Origin of the sequence: Vibrio sp. 2304 (genome assembly GCF_033339475.1) — a bacterium.
Classification (GTDB): Bacteria; Pseudomonadota; Gammaproteobacteria; order Enterobacterales; family Vibrionaceae; genus Vibrio; species Vibrio alginolyticus.
This window is the reverse complement of sequence record NZ_JAWOUQ010000002.1, coordinates 65,567-82,199: the sequence shown is the minus strand read 5'-3', so window position 1 is coordinate 82,199 and position 16,633 is coordinate 65,567. Positions and strand designations below refer to the sequence as shown.

18 protein-coding genes are annotated in these 16,633 nt (G+C 44.2%); 11 read left to right on the top strand and 7 right to left on the bottom strand.

Going from position 1 to position 16,633, the window contains the following annotated elements:
- Position 1 precedes the first annotated feature (1 nt).
- The 5 genes from R7P64_RS05260 to ccoN all read right to left on the bottom strand — a co-directional run bounded on the left by R7P64_RS05260 (position 2) and on the right by ccoN (position 3,801).
- Positions 2–478 (bottom strand): FixH family protein, encoded by a 477-nt coding sequence (locus tag R7P64_RS05260; protein ID WP_005377489.1) that lies wholly within the window; start codon positions 476–478, stop codon positions 2–4.
- A 105-nt stretch (positions 479–583) separates the two neighbouring features.
- On the bottom strand, positions 584–1,558 hold the full coding sequence (ccoP, locus tag R7P64_RS05255; protein ID WP_213973170.1) for a cytochrome-c oxidase, cbb3-type subunit III: 975 nt from the start codon (positions 1,556–1,558) through the stop codon (positions 584–586).
- On the bottom strand, positions 1,558–1,731 hold the full coding sequence (locus R7P64_RS05250) for a cbb3-type cytochrome oxidase subunit 3 (RefSeq protein WP_005377485.1): 174 nt from the start codon (positions 1,729–1,731) through the stop codon (positions 1,558–1,560). Before R7P64_RS05250 ends, ccoP begins: the two co-directional genes overlap by 1 nt.
- Before the next feature lie 9 nt (positions 1,732–1,740).
- Complete coding sequence (gene ccoO / locus R7P64_RS05245; RefSeq protein ID WP_005377475.1) at positions 1,741–2,361, bottom strand: cytochrome-c oxidase, cbb3-type subunit II; 621 nt, start codon at positions 2,359–2,361, stop codon at positions 1,741–1,743.
- Positions 2,362–2,373: 12 nt separating this feature from the next.
- Entirely contained in the window at positions 2,374–3,801 is a 1,428-nt protein-coding gene (gene ccoN, locus R7P64_RS05240) for a cytochrome-c oxidase, cbb3-type subunit I (protein WP_005396488.1), read from the bottom strand.
- A 257-nt stretch (positions 3,802–4,058) separates the two neighbouring features.
- On the opposite strand from ccoN, the gene R7P64_RS05235 reads away from it, so the two are divergent.
- The 3 genes from R7P64_RS05235 to R7P64_RS05225 all read left to right on the top strand — a co-directional run bounded on the left by R7P64_RS05235 (position 4,059) and on the right by R7P64_RS05225 (position 7,421).
- Positions 4,059–4,415 carry a hypothetical protein gene (locus tag R7P64_RS05235; protein ID WP_005377473.1) on the top strand — a complete coding sequence of 119 codons (357 nt, stop codon included), beginning with the start codon at positions 4,059–4,061 and terminating at the stop codon, positions 4,413–4,415.
- 113 nt (positions 4,416–4,528) lie between these two features.
- The gene (locus R7P64_RS05230; protein ID WP_005377472.1) at positions 4,529–5,710 is read left to right on the top strand and encodes an FIST signal transduction protein; all 1,182 of its coding nucleotides are present in this window, start codon (positions 4,529–4,531) and stop codon (positions 5,708–5,710) included.
- Entirely contained in the window at positions 5,700–7,421 is a 1,722-nt protein-coding gene (locus tag R7P64_RS05225; protein WP_005377471.1) for an ATP-binding protein, read from the top strand. The genes R7P64_RS05230 and R7P64_RS05225 overlap by 11 nt, the downstream gene beginning before the upstream one ends.
- Before the next feature lie 173 nt (positions 7,422–7,594).
- On the opposite strand, the gene R7P64_RS05220 is transcribed toward R7P64_RS05225, so the two are convergent.
- Entirely contained in the window at positions 7,595–7,963 is a 369-nt protein-coding gene (locus R7P64_RS05220) for a DUF3693 domain-containing protein (protein ID WP_005389163.1), read from the bottom strand.
- Between the two features lie 185 nt (positions 7,964–8,148).
- On the opposite strand from R7P64_RS05220, the gene R7P64_RS05215 reads away from it, so the two are divergent.
- From R7P64_RS05215 to R7P64_RS05180, 8 genes are all read left to right on the top strand, one after another.
- On the top strand, positions 8,149–8,451 hold the full coding sequence (locus tag R7P64_RS05215) for a hypothetical protein (RefSeq protein ID WP_025518896.1): 303 nt from the start codon (positions 8,149–8,151) through the stop codon (positions 8,449–8,451).
- Positions 8,451–10,481: a replication endonuclease gene (locus R7P64_RS05210; protein ID WP_318123226.1), complete on the top strand. Its 2,031-nt coding sequence runs from the start codon at positions 8,451–8,453 to the stop codon at positions 10,479–10,481. The genes R7P64_RS05215 and R7P64_RS05210 overlap by 1 nt, the downstream gene beginning before the upstream one ends.
- A gap of 83 nt (positions 10,482–10,564) precedes the next feature.
- A complete protein-coding gene (locus R7P64_RS05205) occupies positions 10,565–10,870 on the top strand; it encodes a hypothetical protein (protein ID WP_005389159.1) in 306 nt (101 codons plus the stop codon).
- A 270-nt stretch (positions 10,871–11,140) separates the two neighbouring features.
- The gene (locus tag R7P64_RS05200; RefSeq protein ID WP_021448020.1) at positions 11,141–11,404 is read left to right on the top strand and encodes a major coat protein; all 264 of its coding nucleotides are present in this window, start codon (positions 11,141–11,143) and stop codon (positions 11,402–11,404) included.
- 77 nt (positions 11,405–11,481) lie between these two features.
- Positions 11,482–13,107, top strand: coding sequence for a methyl-accepting chemotaxis protein (locus R7P64_RS05195; protein WP_258472357.1), 1,626 nt, complete (start codon positions 11,482–11,484; stop codon positions 13,105–13,107).
- On the top strand, positions 13,107–13,466 hold the full coding sequence (locus R7P64_RS05190; protein ID WP_024701224.1) for a DUF5455 family protein: 360 nt from the start codon (positions 13,107–13,109) through the stop codon (positions 13,464–13,466). The genes R7P64_RS05195 and R7P64_RS05190 overlap by 1 nt, the downstream gene beginning before the upstream one ends.
- Positions 13,466–14,539 (top strand): zonular occludens toxin domain-containing protein, encoded by a 1,074-nt coding sequence (locus R7P64_RS05185; protein WP_258472364.1) that lies wholly within the window; start codon positions 13,466–13,468, stop codon positions 14,537–14,539. The genes R7P64_RS05190 and R7P64_RS05185 overlap by 1 nt, the downstream gene beginning before the upstream one ends.
- Positions 14,540–14,556: 17 nt before the next feature.
- Positions 14,557–15,909: a secretin N-terminal domain-containing protein gene (locus R7P64_RS05180; protein WP_318123225.1), complete on the top strand. Its 1,353-nt coding sequence runs from the start codon at positions 14,557–14,559 to the stop codon at positions 15,907–15,909.
- Between the two features lie 39 nt (positions 15,910–15,948).
- Here R7P64_RS05180 and R7P64_RS05175 read toward each other — a convergent pair whose 3' ends face one another.
- Complete coding sequence (locus tag R7P64_RS05175; protein WP_258472359.1) at positions 15,949–16,575, bottom strand: DUF2726 domain-containing protein; 627 nt, start codon at positions 16,573–16,575, stop codon at positions 15,949–15,951.
- Positions 16,576–16,633: the final 58 nt, after the last annotated feature.

The following is a 16,633-nucleotide window of genomic DNA, read 5'->3' as shown; positions in this document are numbered from 1 at the left end:
CTTACTTCATTAACGGTGTTGAAGAGGCAGGAAACTCAACTTTACCTTGGATCATCCATTGCTTGTCGTGTGGTTGTAGTTCAACAAACCATGGTCCTTGAATAGATTCCTCAGCTTTTAGTCGGTAATTACCAGATGCATCCGCTGTTACAAGCTTTGTGAAGTCACGATCAGGAAGAGTACGATGAGTGAAAGTGGCCGTTAGAGCAGGGTAATGAGGTAGCTTCCCTTTAGCGAAAACAATCACAACATTGTTATTTTCAGAGGAAATCTCAGCGTTAAGACCTAGGTCACGAGCGACATTCATTTTACTAATGTCGATATTAATGCCTTTGCCTTTTTTATAGTAATCCTCGGCGACTAAAGAAACAGAGTTGTTCGAGAAAACGACCACAGTAATCACAGTCCAAACTACGACAGTAAGAGGAAGGATGATTAGGAACCACGGCCAAAATTGTTTATACCAAGGCTTTACCATAAAAAAGTTCTCAACAGCTAAATGAAAAAATGTAAGGCGTTAAATTTAAAGGAAAGACAGCCCCTATGAAAGGGGCTGTTATTGCTATGTTACGTAATATCTCAGTTACTTACTCTCTGAGTTACTTAAACTCCAGACATATGAGGCAACGAGCTGAACTTTATCTTCACCCAAAATGTCTTTCCACGCAGGCATTACGCCTGAGCGTCCGTTCATTACGGTTTCTGTTACAGCTGCACGAGAGTCACCAAATAACCAGTCTTGGTCTGTAAGGTCAGGCGCACCGACTGCAGGGTTACCCTTACCATCGGTACCATGACAAGCTGCACACACTACGAAGCGTGCTTTACCTGCCGTGGCTTCACGAGCATTTACTTTACGACCAGATAGACTAAGTGTGTAACTTACAACTTCTTGAACACCTTGCTCACCAAGGGCATCTTTCCATGCTGGCATTTGACCAATACGGCCGTGCATGATGGTTGTAACGATCGCTGCTGGCTCGCCACCATATAGCCATGCATCATCAGTCAGGTTAGGGAAGCCTTTCTGACCACGTGCATCAGAGCCATGGCATTGAGAACAGTTTTGCAAAAACAAACGCTGACCAACTTTTAATGCTTCAGGATCTTGCGCAATTTCAGGAATTGGGCGTAGACCACTGTCATTGTGCGCAAGTTTACGGAATGCTTCGCCGAAGTAAGCGTCGGCATCATCCAGTTCTTTTGCATATTGGTTTAGTTGCTTGTTCTCTTGTGCTACAGCGATGGCTTCTTTTGACTCTTCTAGTGAGCGAACGGTTTGAGCCGAACTCTGCCAGTTTAAAAAGCCCTTGAAGCTACCTAAACCTGGGAATAGGGCAAGGTAAACTGCTGCGAACACAAATGTGCTTACAAACAGGTAAGTCCACCACTTTGGTAGAGGGTTGTTTAGCTCGCGAATACCATCGTACTCGTGGCCCATGTCTTCCCCTTCCTCGACGCCCATTTTATCTTTAGCGCACCAAGTCAGGAGAATCGCACAGCCTACTAGCGTACCGACAGTAATCACGATAATCCAGAGACTCCAGAATGTAGTCATTACTTCTTCACTCCTTGGTTATTAGGGGTCTTTTGTTCTTCGTCAGCAAACACCAAGTTGGCATCTTCTTCAAAGCGTGCTTTACGCTTTTTACTAAATGCCCACCATACGATGCCAATAAAACTAGCGAAGAGTACAACGGTATAAATACTATGAATTGTACCGAAATCCATATGATCCCCTTACTTCATTGCATGACCAAGAGACTGAAGGTAAGCGATGATTGCATCCATCTCTGTTTTACCTTCTACTTCTTTAGCCGAATTCGCGATCTCTTCATCAGTGTATGGAACGCCGAACTGATCACGAAATAGCTCAAGTTTCTTCTGAGTTAGCTTACCGTCTAAAACGTTTTCAGCTAGCCACGGGAAACCTGGCATGTTTGACTCAGGTACAAGCTCACGAGGATCTAACAGGTGAACACGGTGCCATTCGTCAGAATAACGACCACCAACACGAGCTAAATCCGGGCCTGTACGCTTAGAGCCCCAAAGGAATGGGTGTTCCCAAACACTCTCACCAGCAACAGAGTAGTGACCGTAACGTTCAGTCTCTGAGCGGAAAGGACGAACCATCTGGCTGTGACAGACGTTACAACCTTCACGGATGTAGATATCACGGCCTTCCATCTCCAAAGGAGTGTAAGCGCGCAGATTTTCTACAGGTTCAGTCGTTTGCTTTTGGAAAATCAGAGGAGTGATCTCTACAAGAGCGCCCCAACTGATAGCAAACACGATAAAAATAGCCAACAAACCGACATTACGTTCTAAGATTTCATGGCGATTATTAGAATTATTACTCATTCTTAAATCTCCTTATGCCGGATGTGGGATAGCTTTTAGGCTTTCTTTAGGTGCACTTACCGTTTTGTACGTGTTGTATGCCATTAGGAACATACCAGATAGGAAGATAAATCCGCCTAGGAAACGTACAAAGTAGAACGGATAAGACGCTTCTACAGATTCAACAAAACTGTAAGTTAGCGTACCGTCAGAGTTAACCGCGCGCCACATAAGACCTTGCATTACACCAGAGATCCACATCGCAACGATGTAAAGAACGGTACCGATTGTTGCTAGCCAGAAATGCACATTAACTAGACCAACAGAGTACATACGCTCTTGGCCAAATAGGCGAGGTACCAAGTGATATACAGAGCCGATAGAAACCATCGCAACCCAACCTAACGCACCAGAGTGAACGTGACCAATGGTCCAGTCTGTGTAGTGAGAAAGTGCGTTAACCGTCTTAATCGACATCATCGGGCCTTCAAAGGTAGACATACCGTAGAACGACAGTGAAACGATTAGGAAACGTAGGATAGGGTCATAACGAAGCTTATGCCATGCACCAGATAACGTCATAATACCGTTGATCATACCACCCCAAGAAGGAGCAAATAGAACCAGCGACATAACCATACCTAGAGACTGAGTCCAGTCTGGTAGCGCTGTATAATGAAGGTGGTGAGGGCCTGCCCAAATATATAGAGAAATAAGTGCCCAGAAGTGAACGATAGATAGACGGTAAGAATAAACAGGACGTTCAGCTTGTTTAGGAACGAAGTAGTACATCATACCTAGGAAACCAGCGGTCAGTAGGAAACCTACCGCATTGTGTCCATACCACCACTGAACCATCGCATCCACTGCGCCCGAGTAAATCGAGTAAGATTTACCAAGTGACACAGGAATAGCCATGCTGTTCACGATGTGAAGTACTGCTACTGTGATAATAAAGGCACCGAAGAACCAGTTTGCCACATAAATATGTGACGTGTTTCGCTTCACTAGTGTGCCGAAGAACACCACCGCATATGATACCCATACTAGCGCAATTGCGATATCAATAGGCCATTCTAGCTCAGCATACTCTTTACCCGATGTTAAACCGAGAGGCAAAGTAATGGCTGCTGCCAGGATGATTGCTTGCCAACCCCAAAAGGTGAAGGCAACGAGTGGGCCACCAAAAAGACGTGTTTGACATGTGCGCTGTACAACATAATAAGACGTTGCGAACAGAGCACTGGTACCAAACGCAAAAATTACCGCATTAGTATGCAGTGGACGTAAGCGACTGTACGTCAACCACGGCGTATCAAAGTTTAGCTGTGGCCAAACTAATTGAGCGGCAATCAAAACACCAACAGCCATACCAACTATGCCCCATAAAATGGTCACAAGGGTAAATTGGCGAACGACTGTATAGTTGTAGTTTTGTTCAAGCTGCTTTACTTGGCTCATTTGCATGCTTCCAATTTCTAATTAACTACACTTTTACTTCCAACACGACTTGCGTCGTAACACCACCCAAGTAAACTCTAGAATTCAAGTGTTATCATCACCTTATTTCCATTGCTGACTTTAATAAAAAGTGGCATTTTCAGCGTGACACTATACTTGAATTAACAATTCAATGACAGGGTAGTAACCTTACTGGACCTCTGGAAATCATTTTTTATTTAAAAAGTTTGAAGTTTGTAACAAGGATATTAGTAATTATGCCTGCACAAAAGTTAACAAAGGCGCGACTTGCGCAAATCTTAATCATGCTCAGTGTTTTAATAGGCGCATTTTTCTGGCGTACCTTTACACACGAGAGTGTTAATAGCGTTGACTGTTCACAAAAAGAACGATGCGATGTAACAATTGAAGGAGAAATAATCACGATTAATCGTGACTCAATGGGAATTTCGCTCGAAACGACAGAAAGTAGCACTCTAAAAATTGATCTAAATCAATCTGGTAATTTTATCAATCTCAACGAGAAGCATAAGTCAGTAGAATGGGACATCATGCCTGAATCGAAAAAAATCACCTTTAAAAAAGGTGAAAACATTGTTGTAGTTCAATTATAAATACGATCTATCACGAGATAATCGTAACTTATTAATGAAATTAACACCTTCTTACCTAGAGAAAATTGGTTGGAATGGTATAACAGCAGAGTGATATCCAATTATAAAATCGTATGCATTGCCAATCAGTTTTTACTCATATTAAAGATGAAGACTCAGCGATAAAAACGCTCAGATCCGAATTGACACAACAGAACTTGTCTTACGTGATGTGTTACTACACGGAAGAATACAATTTCGAGTTGATTCGAGAAGCGTTTCTTGCGCATTTTCCTGGTGTGCCTTTTCATGGCGCCAGTTCATGTCAAGCCGTAATGACAGATCAGGGCTTTCATACAGGCCCAGTAATTGCGGCACTTGCTGTTTATGATACAGGTCCTCATGCTTATGGTACTGGTATTTCTAATCACAACTCAGGTGACAGCGTCACCAAGGCTTTGGATATGGCCCTTGAGAATGCAAACCGTGTAGGAGAGGTACCAAACTTAATTCTACTTCATGCTACACCAGGGCAAGAGGAATCAATCATTGCGTCTATAGATGAAAGATTTGGAACTCTAATTCCAATTATTGGTGGTTCGGCCGCTGATAATAACATCGCTGGGAAATGGTCTGTGATAACCGCCCAAGGCTCTCAAACTTCAGGTTTAAGCTTAACTCTCTTTTACTCCTCTCAACCTGTTGATATCGCTTTTAGCGCTGGACACACACCAACTAATATCAAAGGTGTTGCAACCAAGACCAACGATAGATGCTTACTTGAAATTGATAACGAACCTGCGCTCAATGTTTATAGAAGGTGGACAAATCACCAGGATAACCAAGTAGGTAAAGATAATATGCTGTTTACAAACTCGAGTGCTTATCCATTAGGGCGGATCGCAGGTCATCTCTATGATCGCCCATATTACAAGTTATCCCATCCGATCCGTGAGACGCAAGATGGTGGAATCGAGTTATTTACACGAATAGAAGAGGGTGACGAGCTCACATTAATGAAAGGAAGTCGTGAGCATCTCGTTGCGCGCGCTGCAAAAGTCGTCAATGCCGCTTTTAACCAAAAATTAGAAGAGTCTCGAAAAATTGGAGTGATAAATATCTTTTGCGCAGGTCCCATGTTGCACTTAATGCAAGACATGAATAGCGTTTGTGAACAAATTAACCAAGAACTAGAGCATTTGCCTTTTATTTGCCCTTTTACTTTCGGCGAGCAAGGTAGATTTATTGGTGGTGAGAATGGACATGGAAACCTGATGATTTCATCGGCTATATTCCATAAACCTTATGAAAGATAAATACTTAGACATATATCAACAGGAAGCGCTTCAAGAAGCGTTAGTTGAGCTAAAGCAGGCTAGACAAAGAGAACGACTACTCGCCGATGAAAACAAGGCCATTCTTTCCGCGATATCTGCGATGAGTGAGGCAAAGAATCGGCATGAGATATTTACGGGATTAAACAATGTCCTCAAAAAGTACATCAACTTCGATGATTTTATTGTACTGACTCGTGATGGTGAACGATATCCCTTCAAGACATTGATATCAACTAATAGCGTATTTGATAATGTATCCTGGTTACACGGTAACACCTATCAAAGAGCTCTCAATGGTGAATGCATTCTACTGTTCGAGCCAGATAAACTCGCTGAGTTTGTTAACTTAAACAGCTTTATAAAAAGCCATGTAAACTCGGTCGTTTTAACTGGTATACGTTCAGAAGTAACGCAAACCGTAATCCTACTTATTGGAGCTCAGAAAGGGCACTTTAGCATAGAGAATAAGGAAACCTTGAGGCGGTTTCGTCCCTTAATTGAAAGGGCGGTCATTGATATCGAGACCAAAGAGAAGTTACAACGTATCGTTGAAGTAAGAACAACTCAGCTCGCTAAAGCAAGAGAAGAAGCAGAGCTTGCGAACCGGTCTAAGTCGGAGTTCTTAGCGATGATGAGTCATGAAATAAGAACCCCTTTAAATTCCGTTCTTGGAATGCTAGATATACTGAAGCAATCAACCTTATCAGAAGAACAAATTGATGCTTTGAGCCAAATGGAGTGCTCTGCAGAGCTACTTCTCGCGATAATCAGTGACATTCTTGATCTTTCTAAAATCGAGTCAGGTCGCTTTCAGCTCAATGAACAATGGATTAACTTAAGAGACACTGTCACTTTTGTTATTTCTCAGCAAAAACAAATAGCTAAGAAGAAAAATCTTAAATTCAAGCTCAACTGTACTGTCACTAATGACAAACAATTTTGGATTGACTCCACGCGGTTATCTCAAATTCTGTTTAATCTAATAGGGAATGCAATAAAGTTTACAGACGAAGGTGAAGTAAAAGTTTCTGTATCTGAGCAAGATGCTGAACTTGTGATCTCAATATCTGACACTGGAATTGGTATATCTAAAGCAAAGCAAGAGCACTTGTTTACGGCATTTCATCAAGGAGACCGTTCCATCACGAGACGCTTCGGTGGTACAGGACTGGGGCTCGCAATAACCAAGCATTTAGTCGAAATGATGCGTGGAAAGATTGCCGTTAAAAGTGATGAGCATGTTGGTTCAACCTTTACGATTTCGATTCCAGTTTTGACTCGTTGTAATCAAAATCGTCCAGTTAGAATCGAAACCAATCAACCGACAAAAGCAATGGAGCTTCTCGTCGTAGAAGATACTGAATCGAATCAGTTCGTAATAAAGCTTATCTTAAATAAGCTTGGCCATAATGTTCATATCGCAAGCCATGGAGCAGAGGCATTAACATTTTTAGAAGAGAATGAGGATTTAATCGATTTGATTCTCATGGATGTCTCGATGCCAGTGATGGATGGAATTACCGCAACAAGACTTATTCGAGATAAAGGTCTCAGGACCCCAATTATAGCGTTAACTGCACATGCGCTAGAAAGCGATAGAGATAAATGCCTGGATGCCGGTATGGACGGATTCATTTCCAAGCCAGTTAGAAGACAAGATATCTTTGAAGCTATACAGTCATTTCAATAAGTAAAAAGGCGTTAATATAGATCTTAACAATCGATAGATTATTAAGATCTATATTAAGTATTTTATGGTAAATGACGATTATGTTTAATGCTCACAGTAAGGCCCTTAAATTTAAAATCTGCAAGGGAATAGGAGCATACTCAGACAACATTTAGCGTACAGCAATACGCAATTTAACATAACACATATAATGCGCACTGTAATAGAGGTTCCTGTGGACTTGCAATCACTAAAGCCAATCCGGCACAAACCATTGAAATGCTTGATAATCCAAGTCCGTTATACTTTTTTGCAATGCTTTCCCACATGCTTTTTATCGCTGGATTTTCATTGCGATCAGCGTGACATCCTAGTAACGCGATCTCAGGGTCTATACCTGCGCCGTGTGCGAGAAAAACTGCTTCTTCATCAGTAAGTTGTCTAACACCTTTGCGAATTTTACTAATCTTCGGCGGGTCTAGATTCAAATCGTGCGCAACCTGCTTATCTTGTACGTAGTTTTTCGCCTTTTTGTAGGCGTTAATTAGTTCAGCTGTGTACATAAGAACCTCCATTTCTTCTCATTGTAGCCACAAAGTTGCCATAAATCGCATCTTGCAGTTGCCATTCGTCGCAACTAGGATTGCCATAAATCGCAATTAAGACCGCCTAGCTCTGGGCGTTTGCCCTTGACGCTTTCGCGCTTGGCTTTGGCGGTCGATCTCACAACTAGTCAAGGTGGTTGTTTATGTCAGAAGTCTCCAATACAAAAAAACTAGAAATATATCTGAATCGCGCTTGGAGTTTGTTCCTTGTCTCGGTTATTGCGGCGGGTATTTATTTCTTTGGTTCCCTTATCTACGACTCGTTTGAAATCCCATACGACGATTACGAAACTTTTTCGTTTTATCTTGACCATGAGTTTTGTGGTGATTTGGCTCGCGACTATGCCTCTGACGGTCGCGTCACCGTTTACGAGTATCTGGTTGTTTCACATTGCTCTGGCAAAGATGAGAAACGTAAATTCTACTCAGAGCTTGAGGCTCAATAATGCGTGAACTTGTTATTGATTTGGCATCAGGCAAACAAGAATGGATTGATTTTGTTCCTGTCCATTCTTGGGCTTCTTGTGAGCACATTCCTGATAACTTATTCGACCATCGTTTTGAGTACGTCGACCACAGATTCACAACGCCTGAGGATTTCATTCCGTCGGCTGTGAAATCGGCAATGAGTGCGTCAATCTACTCACACGACCTGTCAGATTTTATTGAGCGCCCTACTTCTAACCCTTGTTTGGACTTGCCGAAGTCATTACACCGTAACGGCGACTTCGCTCGACACATGACACGCGCTTACACCGACATTCTGAAAACACGCAACGCTCTGGAAGCTGTACGCGCAGTTAACGACGCTCACGACCGTTTGACTGAGCACGGCTACAGCTACGCGATGTCAGATGAGCAAATTACCAATCTAGCCAAGCGCAAATCACGCGACTTTTCTCGCGTGTTAAGTGCGATTCCTTTTGAAGAATCACAAGCGCGTTTTGATAAAGCGGTTCAGCTTCTTGATTCATTAGGCTTGGCATTTTCACCTGAGCAAATTCAATACGCAGAAAACAACTGTGAACTTTTCGCATTGGTGAACCGTGCTCTTGATGAGCATTGGCTTGTTCGTCAACTGCGCCGTAAATGTGCTTACGAGGTTGAATGTGTTGCGCGTGATTTAGCGCTTGTTCAACGCCGTAAGCAAGTTTACTGCTCGGATTTTTCTCTAAGCCGTCAACGTGACCGCAATACGTCTAATCGTATCGCCCTAGAAAACACGATTGCTTACGATGAGGCTGACCCGTCTAACTACTTCACACTCAGTGAGCTATCCGCTAAGTCGGTTTCTAACGCTGAGATTCGCCGCGCTGAAATGTTTGTTCGTCTGCGTGGCTTTGAGGAAATCGCTCAAGAATCGAATCACGATGCGGTGTTCTTCACGGTAACAGCTCCGTCTCGTTTTCACTCTGTTTCTAAGGGAGACATCAACCCTAAATGGCTTGAGGCTGGCAAGCCTGACGCGAAATCAGCTCACGCGTACTTAATGGGCGTTTGGGCGAATCTTCGTAAGTCGATTGATAAGAGCAAAATCAAGGTTTACGGGATGCGCATTGTTGAGCCTCACCAAGACGGCACGCCGCATCACCACTTGTTGCTGTTCATGGAAAAATCCGCACGCAAATTTGTGACGTCTGAGTTTCGTCGTCTTGCTATGGCTGACTCGCCAGACGAAAAAGGTGCAAAGAAAGCCCGTTTCAAAGCCGAAGTTATCGACTGGTCTCAAGGCTCAGCCGTTGGTTATGTCGCTAAGTACCTGAGTAAAAACATCGACGGTCAACACATTGATTCTGACAAAGGTTCGTCTTTGTCTGGCTCGGATGCGGCAGAACGTGTCGTAACTTGGGCGCGTGTGAATCAAATTCGTCAATTTCAATTTATTGGTGGTCCATCTGTCACGGTATGGCGTGAGCTTCGTCGTCTTCGTGATGAATTCAAAGAGGACGATGCTTTGTTTACAGATTTATCTCAAGACGAACACTTTCTATTAGAAAAGGTTCGCCGCTCTGCTGATGAGGGCGACTGGAAAGCGTTTTGTTACGCAATGGGCGGTGTGTTCGTTAAGCGCAAAGATCAACCAGTAAAAGCGGAATATTCCGTTTCAACCTCTATCGAAAAACTGATTGCTTCGGGCGGTGAATACTCATCGACTCGATACGGCGATATGGCTCAAGCGCGTTTGAATGGCTTGATGTTCCATAAGATTTTTATCGCGACTCGCTTCCGTACTTGGAAGATCGAGAACAAAGAGCAATTCATCCGTGCTCAACAAGGCATCATGTCTAACGTGGTCGATTACTTCGACGCGCTAGAACGTGAAAAAGAATACGAGCGTATGTATGACGACCTTTACGAGCAATACGAAAAGCACCTAGCGCTCTATGACGAAATGGAAGCGCTGTTGCTCACCGACCCTCAGGAAATTAATGCGTCGTGTTGGGTGGGCGCAGCCCCGCCCGACATGATGCATTAATTTCCCTTGGACTTGTGTCAATAACTGTCATTTCAATTTTCAACTAACCAACAACGTAAAAATAAGGGCAAAACACTATGAGAATGGAAGGTTTAATTCTAGATGTTTCGGACATCGTTCAAGAAACCAAAACAGACCGTAACGGCGAACAAAAGCAAAACGGCAAGCTGCGTCTTATCACGACCAACCCAACAGACACCATTGAAGTGCGTGTGTCTCCTGAGCTTTGGGAAAACGGCAAGGCTGGCGAACTGCTCAAGCGCTGTGTGGGTAATCGCATGATGTTTGATGTGGAACACAAGAAATTCAGCTTTGGTAACGATGAGGGTAAACACGTCTCTATCGACGGTTTTCACCTCTACGCCCTACCTCAACTTAATGAAAAGTAAGGGCTAAGTCATGACCGAGACGCAATTTTCAGAGCTAATGGCTCGACTCGATAACTTTCAGTTAATGGTGTTCTTAGGCATTTGCTTCTTGCTAGTTGCGCTCGGTTGGATGGTAGGAGGACAAAGATAAATGCTGTCATCAGAGTTCATGCTCGGCTGTTTCGCGACAGCCTTTATCCTTGGCTTCTCGATTGGCTTCCACATTCTCGGATTCAAGAAAGCGGCTGAGGTTTCAACTTCTTCATAAACCATAACATAGGAAATAAGACTATGGAAAAGCAAAGCAAAGTACGCGCAGCAATGGCTAAGGCTGGCGCAGTAGTAACAGCAAAACGTGCGGCATTTGGTGGTGCACTTCTCATGGCGGCATCTTCTGCGAATGCAGCACTGCCAGAAGTGGCAACACAAGCCTTTAGCACACTGGCAAGTTACGTCACTGAAATGCTCACCTCGACATGGGGCATCGCCGTGCCAATGACGGTCGGCTTTATCGGCATCAAGCTATTCAAGAAAGGTGCAAACAAAGCAACGTAATTCTAGCGGTTGCTTTATACACCCATTGGTCAACGCCTCCGAATGGGGGCGTTATTTTTCACGAGGAAGATTTACAAATGAACATTAAACAAAGCATAGCGTCACTGATTATTTTACTGGGTGTTTTGTTTAGTGCTTTTAATGTAAGCGCCGCTCAACCTACTTACAGCGCTAGCGATGTTGCCGCTTATCCTAACTGTAACTTGTCCTTGGGTAAGAGAGTTAACCCTTACTCGTATGTCTCTTGTTATGAAAATAAGTTTGTTAACTACAAAGACTTCTATACGAAGTCATGCTCTATAGAGAGTAGTAAATTCGCTTTAATGATTATTTGTAACACAACCAGTCCCAGTTACCCGAGATATCACGCTGCAACGTTTCTTCATCGTACCGCTAAGTGTCCAGCAGATCATGAAAGAATAGAAGATGGTGATGGTTACACCTGTGAGCCTATCGTTCCTGCATGTGAGTTTGGCGAAAACCCTGACGGCACTTGTATGGATGCCTGTCAGTTCAAGCAATCCATTGATGACAAACAATCACTTCACTGGTCGGCTTATGTTTATGGTGAGCAAGTGACGGGGGCATGTTATGGCGATTTTGGCGCAACCCGTTGTGAGCTTGAGCGTATTCCAAATGACACTACGCTTTGTACCGATGTCGACTCCGGTGAGTTCACTCAAAACACGCGATGTCACGGTAAGTTTCAATTCACTGGTAATCAGTGTGATGGTGGTACGTTGTTTTGGGGTAAAGATGGTCCTGACACCCCTATTATTCCCGATGATCCAATTCACGACCCTGACGACCCAACGGGCGACATCGAAGACCCTAGCGTACTTCCTGACGACTCCACCAATACGGTTAATCCTCCAGATACGGGGGGTGTGCCAGATGTTGAAGACCCTGATACAGATGAATCAACCGATAAGGGCGTTGTCAGTGCGATTAAAGGGCTTAACTCGGATGTGAACAATGCACTTAACGCACTAAACGTCGACCTCAATCAATCGAGCGCTGATATTCAAAACCAAATCATTGCGCTCAATGCGTCGATGGTGACTAACACCCAAGCGATTCAAAAGCAGCAAATCAACGACAACAAGATTTACGAAAACACTAAGGCGCTGATTCAGCAAGCTAACGGTGACATCACGACGGCGGTCAATCGAAACACCAACTCTGTTGGTGAGGTGGTAAAGGGACTCGATGATTTGCAAACCACTAACGCTGATGGATTTGCGGAGTTATCGGATAAGCTCGACGACCTCAAGCCTTGTGAGCCCACCGAGGAAAACAACTATTGTGAAAACCCTCATGGTTTAGGTTCGGATTATGTCGGTGATGTGCTGGCTCAAGCGGATAAAGCCGTGTCCGGTGCGATGAATTCCTATGAAAAGACCGTGACCGATGCGGCTAACGATTTGATTGAGAAGAATCTGACGGCGGAATCTGAGGGGCATATTAATGCTATATCGGATTCGTTTTTGAGTGTATTACCTAAGCCTACGCCCTGCATGAATCTATCTTTGCCTACGCTTGGCGGTGGTCGCGCTTCTATCTCTTGTGAGTTTTCGCAGAAACTCAAAATGATCATCTCAATTCTGATTTACATCTACACGATTAAGACGCTTGTTGAAATCCTGCTGACTGAGGTCACGCCTGTACCAAGTAACAAGCCAGGTTCGGGGAGATATTACTAATGATTCAGCTATTACCAATTGTCAGCACCATTGGGACGGCGTTGCGCCTCCCTGCTCTGGTTGCCTTTATCTCTCAGATAGCGACCACGTTATTTGGTTGGTTTTTCATTGCGAAAGCACGAAACGTCACGATTAACTTGGTCATTTTAACGCTGCTAATCGGCTTGACCGTCACCCTCACCTTGGCGATTTACACCCTTGCAACGGGCCTGTCTTATGTTGCGCCTCCAATGTGGTCACAAGCAGCGGGTATGTTCATCCCTAATAACGCCGTGCCTTGTGTGAGTGCGATTTATTCGGCGCGTCTCCTGCGTTGGGTGTGGGAGTGGAAGTTCTACGCGATTGTGAGGGCGGCGTAATGGCATCGGTCTACTTTGTTACGGGTAAGCTCGGCTCAGGCAAAACGCTAACGGCAGTCGGTAAGATTCGTGAGGCGTTTATGCGTGGTGTGCCTGTGGCGACAAACCTCGATATCAACTTGAAAGAAATGCTTGGACGCGATAAGCGCAACACTCGACTTTACCGCTTACCGGACAAGCCTCAAGTGGAAGATTTGATGGTGATTGGTTCGGCAAATAAAAGCTATGACACCAAAAAAGACGGCTTGATCGTGCTCGATGAGTGCGGAACGTGGTTTAACTCGCGCACATGGAACGATAAGAATCGACAAAAGTTAATTGATCACCTTTTGCATATTCGAAAGCTTGGATGGGATGTGATTTTCATCGTTCAAGATATTTCGATTGTTGATAAACAAGCACGTCTCGCACTGGCTGAGCACACCGTGTTTTGTCGTCGTTTAGACCGTCTTCAAGTCCCTATCATCTCGACTGCGGTATCCGTTCTGACGCTCGGTCAACTCAAGTTGAAAATGCCTAAGTTACACGTTGGCATTGTGAAATATGGTGACAACGCGAACTCGCTCACCGTCGATAAATGGATGCTCTGGGGTACGGATTTATACAGTTCTTACGACACTAAGCAGATGTTTAGAAACAACTATGAGGACGGCGTTTATTCAGTATTGCCGCCCTACTATACCCACGGACGTTACACTGTCCCGTATACGTTGAGAAATATCATGCGCATTACGAAAATCTATCTCCGTAAATACTCTCGATTCAGTGTATTTGCGGCAGGTGTCGCCGTCTCGTTTGCGGTGTTCACCTTAGTTGGCACGCCGAACATGTCGACGGAACCCGAAACGGTTCAAACGGCGGTGCCTCGCGAGTCATTGAGTGACTTGCTCGACGGCTATCGAATCGAATCTTCAATGAATCCCCCAAACGTTGCCCCGTCTTTTGTGTTGGTTAAGGACGATGTGCGTCTGTCGTCCTCGCAACTATACGCAAAGGGCTTTACAGCTCAATCTAACGGCTCTTGCTCCATTACGGTTAGCGGCAACGGTCAATCATTCAAAGTCATGTGCTAGGGAAAAAGGTGCGCTTTATGTCATGGATAATCGCAAAACTCACTGCTTTTCTTTCAAAAAAACAAAAAGAATTTTATTGCGCCGGAGGCTCACTGCTTACGCGCACATTACTTACCATGCGCTGTGGTAAAGTTGAGAAACAAACTACGGCTTGTTCCAACTTTTCCACATCCAGCATTACTGCCTTTCTGCTCGCATGTACCCTGCTCAGCTCGCCTGTTTTTGCCGCAAGCTCTGCGCCTTTTGAGGCAAAGAATACACCGATTGGAGATTTTGCATCGTGGTTCTCGGTTCACACTGGAAACACGGTTGTGCTTGGTCATGGCGTTACTGGTGAGGTCAGCTTTACCGCGCCGGATTTGAAAGATGAGGACTATCCAGCATTTTTCCTTTCGGTACTTCGTGCGCACGGCTACGAGCTTACACATGACCACGGCGTTTTTACCATCATTGCTGACGCGAACAAGGTGGAAACGTTCGAACCCTCTCAGGTGAAGCTGTACTTCTTTGAGAATGTTCGAAATACTAAGGTCGTTGACTTAATTTCCTCAATGCTTTCTGCAACGCAGAATCAAACACTGAACAATAAAGCGATTAAGAATTACAAGGTTGAGGTACTTCCGACCACAAACAGCATTATCGTGACTGGCTCTGAAAACCAATTGAAGCACATTGATGTGCTCATCAAAGGGATTGATAGACCACAAAAGCAAGTCTTTATTGAGGCGGTGATTACCGAAACTGAGCTCGGTGATTCTCAGGAAGTCGGTGTAAATATGGACTTAGCACTGAGTGAGGCTGGCTTTGTTTCGCAGCCTACCGCAATTAAGAAAGCCGTTGATAACCTGCTGTTCTATGAGGGCGGCGATTTTAACGCGCTTATCAAAGCCGTATCAAAGAATCAGAATACTAAGCTCTTATCGCGTCCAAACATGTTCATTATGGACAGGGAGCGCGGTTACATCACGGTTGGTCAGAACGTTCCGTTCCTCACTTCGTCTGAGGTAACTGATGGCGGTAATCGAGTCCAGCAAATTGAACGTAAGGATGTGGGTGTGTCACTTGAGGTTGTACCGCATGTGATTGGTGATCATGTTGTGTTGCAGATAATGCAAAAATCCGACTCGGTGACGGATTCCTCTATCGCATCCGACATCATCACCAATACGCGAACACTGCAAACAGTGGTCAAGGTTAAAGACCGCCAAACAATCTCTTTAGGTGGTTTGATTTCGCAAGAGCAGCGCGACTCGGTAAGCGGTGTGCCAGTCTTAATGGATGTGCCTTTACTTGGTGCTCTTTTCAGGTCAGAAAAGACCAATACGGTAGATAAAGAGCTTAAAGTAACGATAAGAACTACGATACTTTGAGCCAAAAGGAAAGCCGAACAATGGATGTTCGGCTCTGCTTTAGCTGTACTGTAATACGCTTTCCAATTCTCTACACTTTATTATCGTGTCACGTTCTAATACGGTTGCGATATGTGTTTTATCATAAGAGCTTCTAGCTTCAAACCGAAGCAACGGATGGTGTCCGTTAAGTGCATTGTTTACGTATATGTCTCGTTCTTGTCTCTTCTTCTGCCTATGAGATGAGTCGTCCAGCTCGATAACTGCCAATACTTTTGTGTCTCTATCCGTTATCACGTAGTCCATTCTTTTAGCCCAAGTTCGAGAGTTATCTTTAAAATTGGTCGGTTGAACTAACGCCATCAGTGAAACTTGGCTATGAATCACGTATTCATCAGGTATAAGCTCCTGCAACACCCTATAGAATCTGCGCTCTGTCTTGGTGGCCAAGTATGTACTTTTCTTGTGAGGTACAGAATTAGTTTTATTGCCAGTTTGCGGCAAAGGTAGTTCGACTATCTTTGGACTCTTTTCTGCAACTTTTGATTCAAAAGAATGCACGCTGTTCGGTCTTCTGATTGCTGCACCTTGTTCCCATTCGTTAAGCCTACGTTTAGGTTTCTGACCCTTCTTTGTGAATAGATACACAATACACGCTAAGGATATAAGTATCAGTAACTCAGGCACTTTCTGTTCCTCACTAATAGAAAAAAGAGTGCATGGTAGCATATGGATTTTATTTGAG

What these genes read in the sequence shown, in the direction of transcription:
- R7P64_RS05260 (WP_005377489.1), bottom strand. Translation starts at nt 478, where the DNA reads ATGGTAAAGCCTTGGTATAAACAATTTTGGCCGTGGTTCCTAATCATC.
- ccoP (WP_213973170.1), bottom strand. Translation starts at nt 1,558, where the DNA reads ATGACTACATTCTGGAGTCTCTGGATTATCGTGATTACTGTCGGTACG.
- R7P64_RS05250 (WP_005377485.1), bottom strand. Translation starts at nt 1,731, where the DNA reads ATGGATTTCGGTACAATTCATAGTATTTATACCGTTGTACTCTTCGCT.
- ccoO (WP_005377475.1), bottom strand. Translation starts at nt 2,361, where the DNA reads ATGAGTAATAATTCTAATAATCGCCATGAAATCTTAGAACGTAATGTC.
- ccoN (WP_005396488.1), bottom strand. Translation starts at nt 3,801, where the DNA reads ATGAGCCAAGTAAAGCAGCTTGAACAAAACTACAACTATACAGTCGTT.
- R7P64_RS05235 (WP_005377473.1), top strand. Translation starts at nt 4,059, where the DNA reads ATGCCTGCACAAAAGTTAACAAAGGCGCGACTTGCGCAAATCTTAATC.
- R7P64_RS05230 (WP_005377472.1), top strand. Translation starts at nt 4,529, where the DNA reads ATGCATTGCCAATCAGTTTTTACTCATATTAAAGATGAAGACTCAGCG.
- R7P64_RS05225 (WP_005377471.1), top strand. Translation starts at nt 5,700, where the DNA reads ATGAAAGATAAATACTTAGACATATATCAACAGGAAGCGCTTCAAGAA.
- R7P64_RS05220 (WP_005389163.1), bottom strand. Translation starts at nt 7,963, where the DNA reads ATGTACACAGCTGAACTAATTAACGCCTACAAAAAGGCGAAAAACTAC.
- R7P64_RS05215 (WP_025518896.1), top strand. Translation starts at nt 8,149, where the DNA reads ATGTCAGAAGTCTCCAATACAAAAAAACTAGAAATATATCTGAATCGC.
- R7P64_RS05210 (WP_318123226.1), top strand. Translation starts at nt 8,451, where the DNA reads ATGCGTGAACTTGTTATTGATTTGGCATCAGGCAAACAAGAATGGATT.
- R7P64_RS05205 (WP_005389159.1), top strand. Translation starts at nt 10,565, where the DNA reads ATGGAAGGTTTAATTCTAGATGTTTCGGACATCGTTCAAGAAACCAAA.
- R7P64_RS05200 (WP_021448020.1), top strand. Translation starts at nt 11,141, where the DNA reads ATGGAAAAGCAAAGCAAAGTACGCGCAGCAATGGCTAAGGCTGGCGCA.
- R7P64_RS05195 (WP_258472357.1), top strand. Translation starts at nt 11,482, where the DNA reads ATGAACATTAAACAAAGCATAGCGTCACTGATTATTTTACTGGGTGTT.
- R7P64_RS05190 (WP_024701224.1), top strand. Translation starts at nt 13,107, where the DNA reads ATGATTCAGCTATTACCAATTGTCAGCACCATTGGGACGGCGTTGCGC.
- R7P64_RS05185 (WP_258472364.1), top strand. Translation starts at nt 13,466, where the DNA reads ATGGCATCGGTCTACTTTGTTACGGGTAAGCTCGGCTCAGGCAAAACG.
- R7P64_RS05180 (WP_318123225.1), top strand. Translation starts at nt 14,557, where the DNA reads ATGTCATGGATAATCGCAAAACTCACTGCTTTTCTTTCAAAAAAACAA.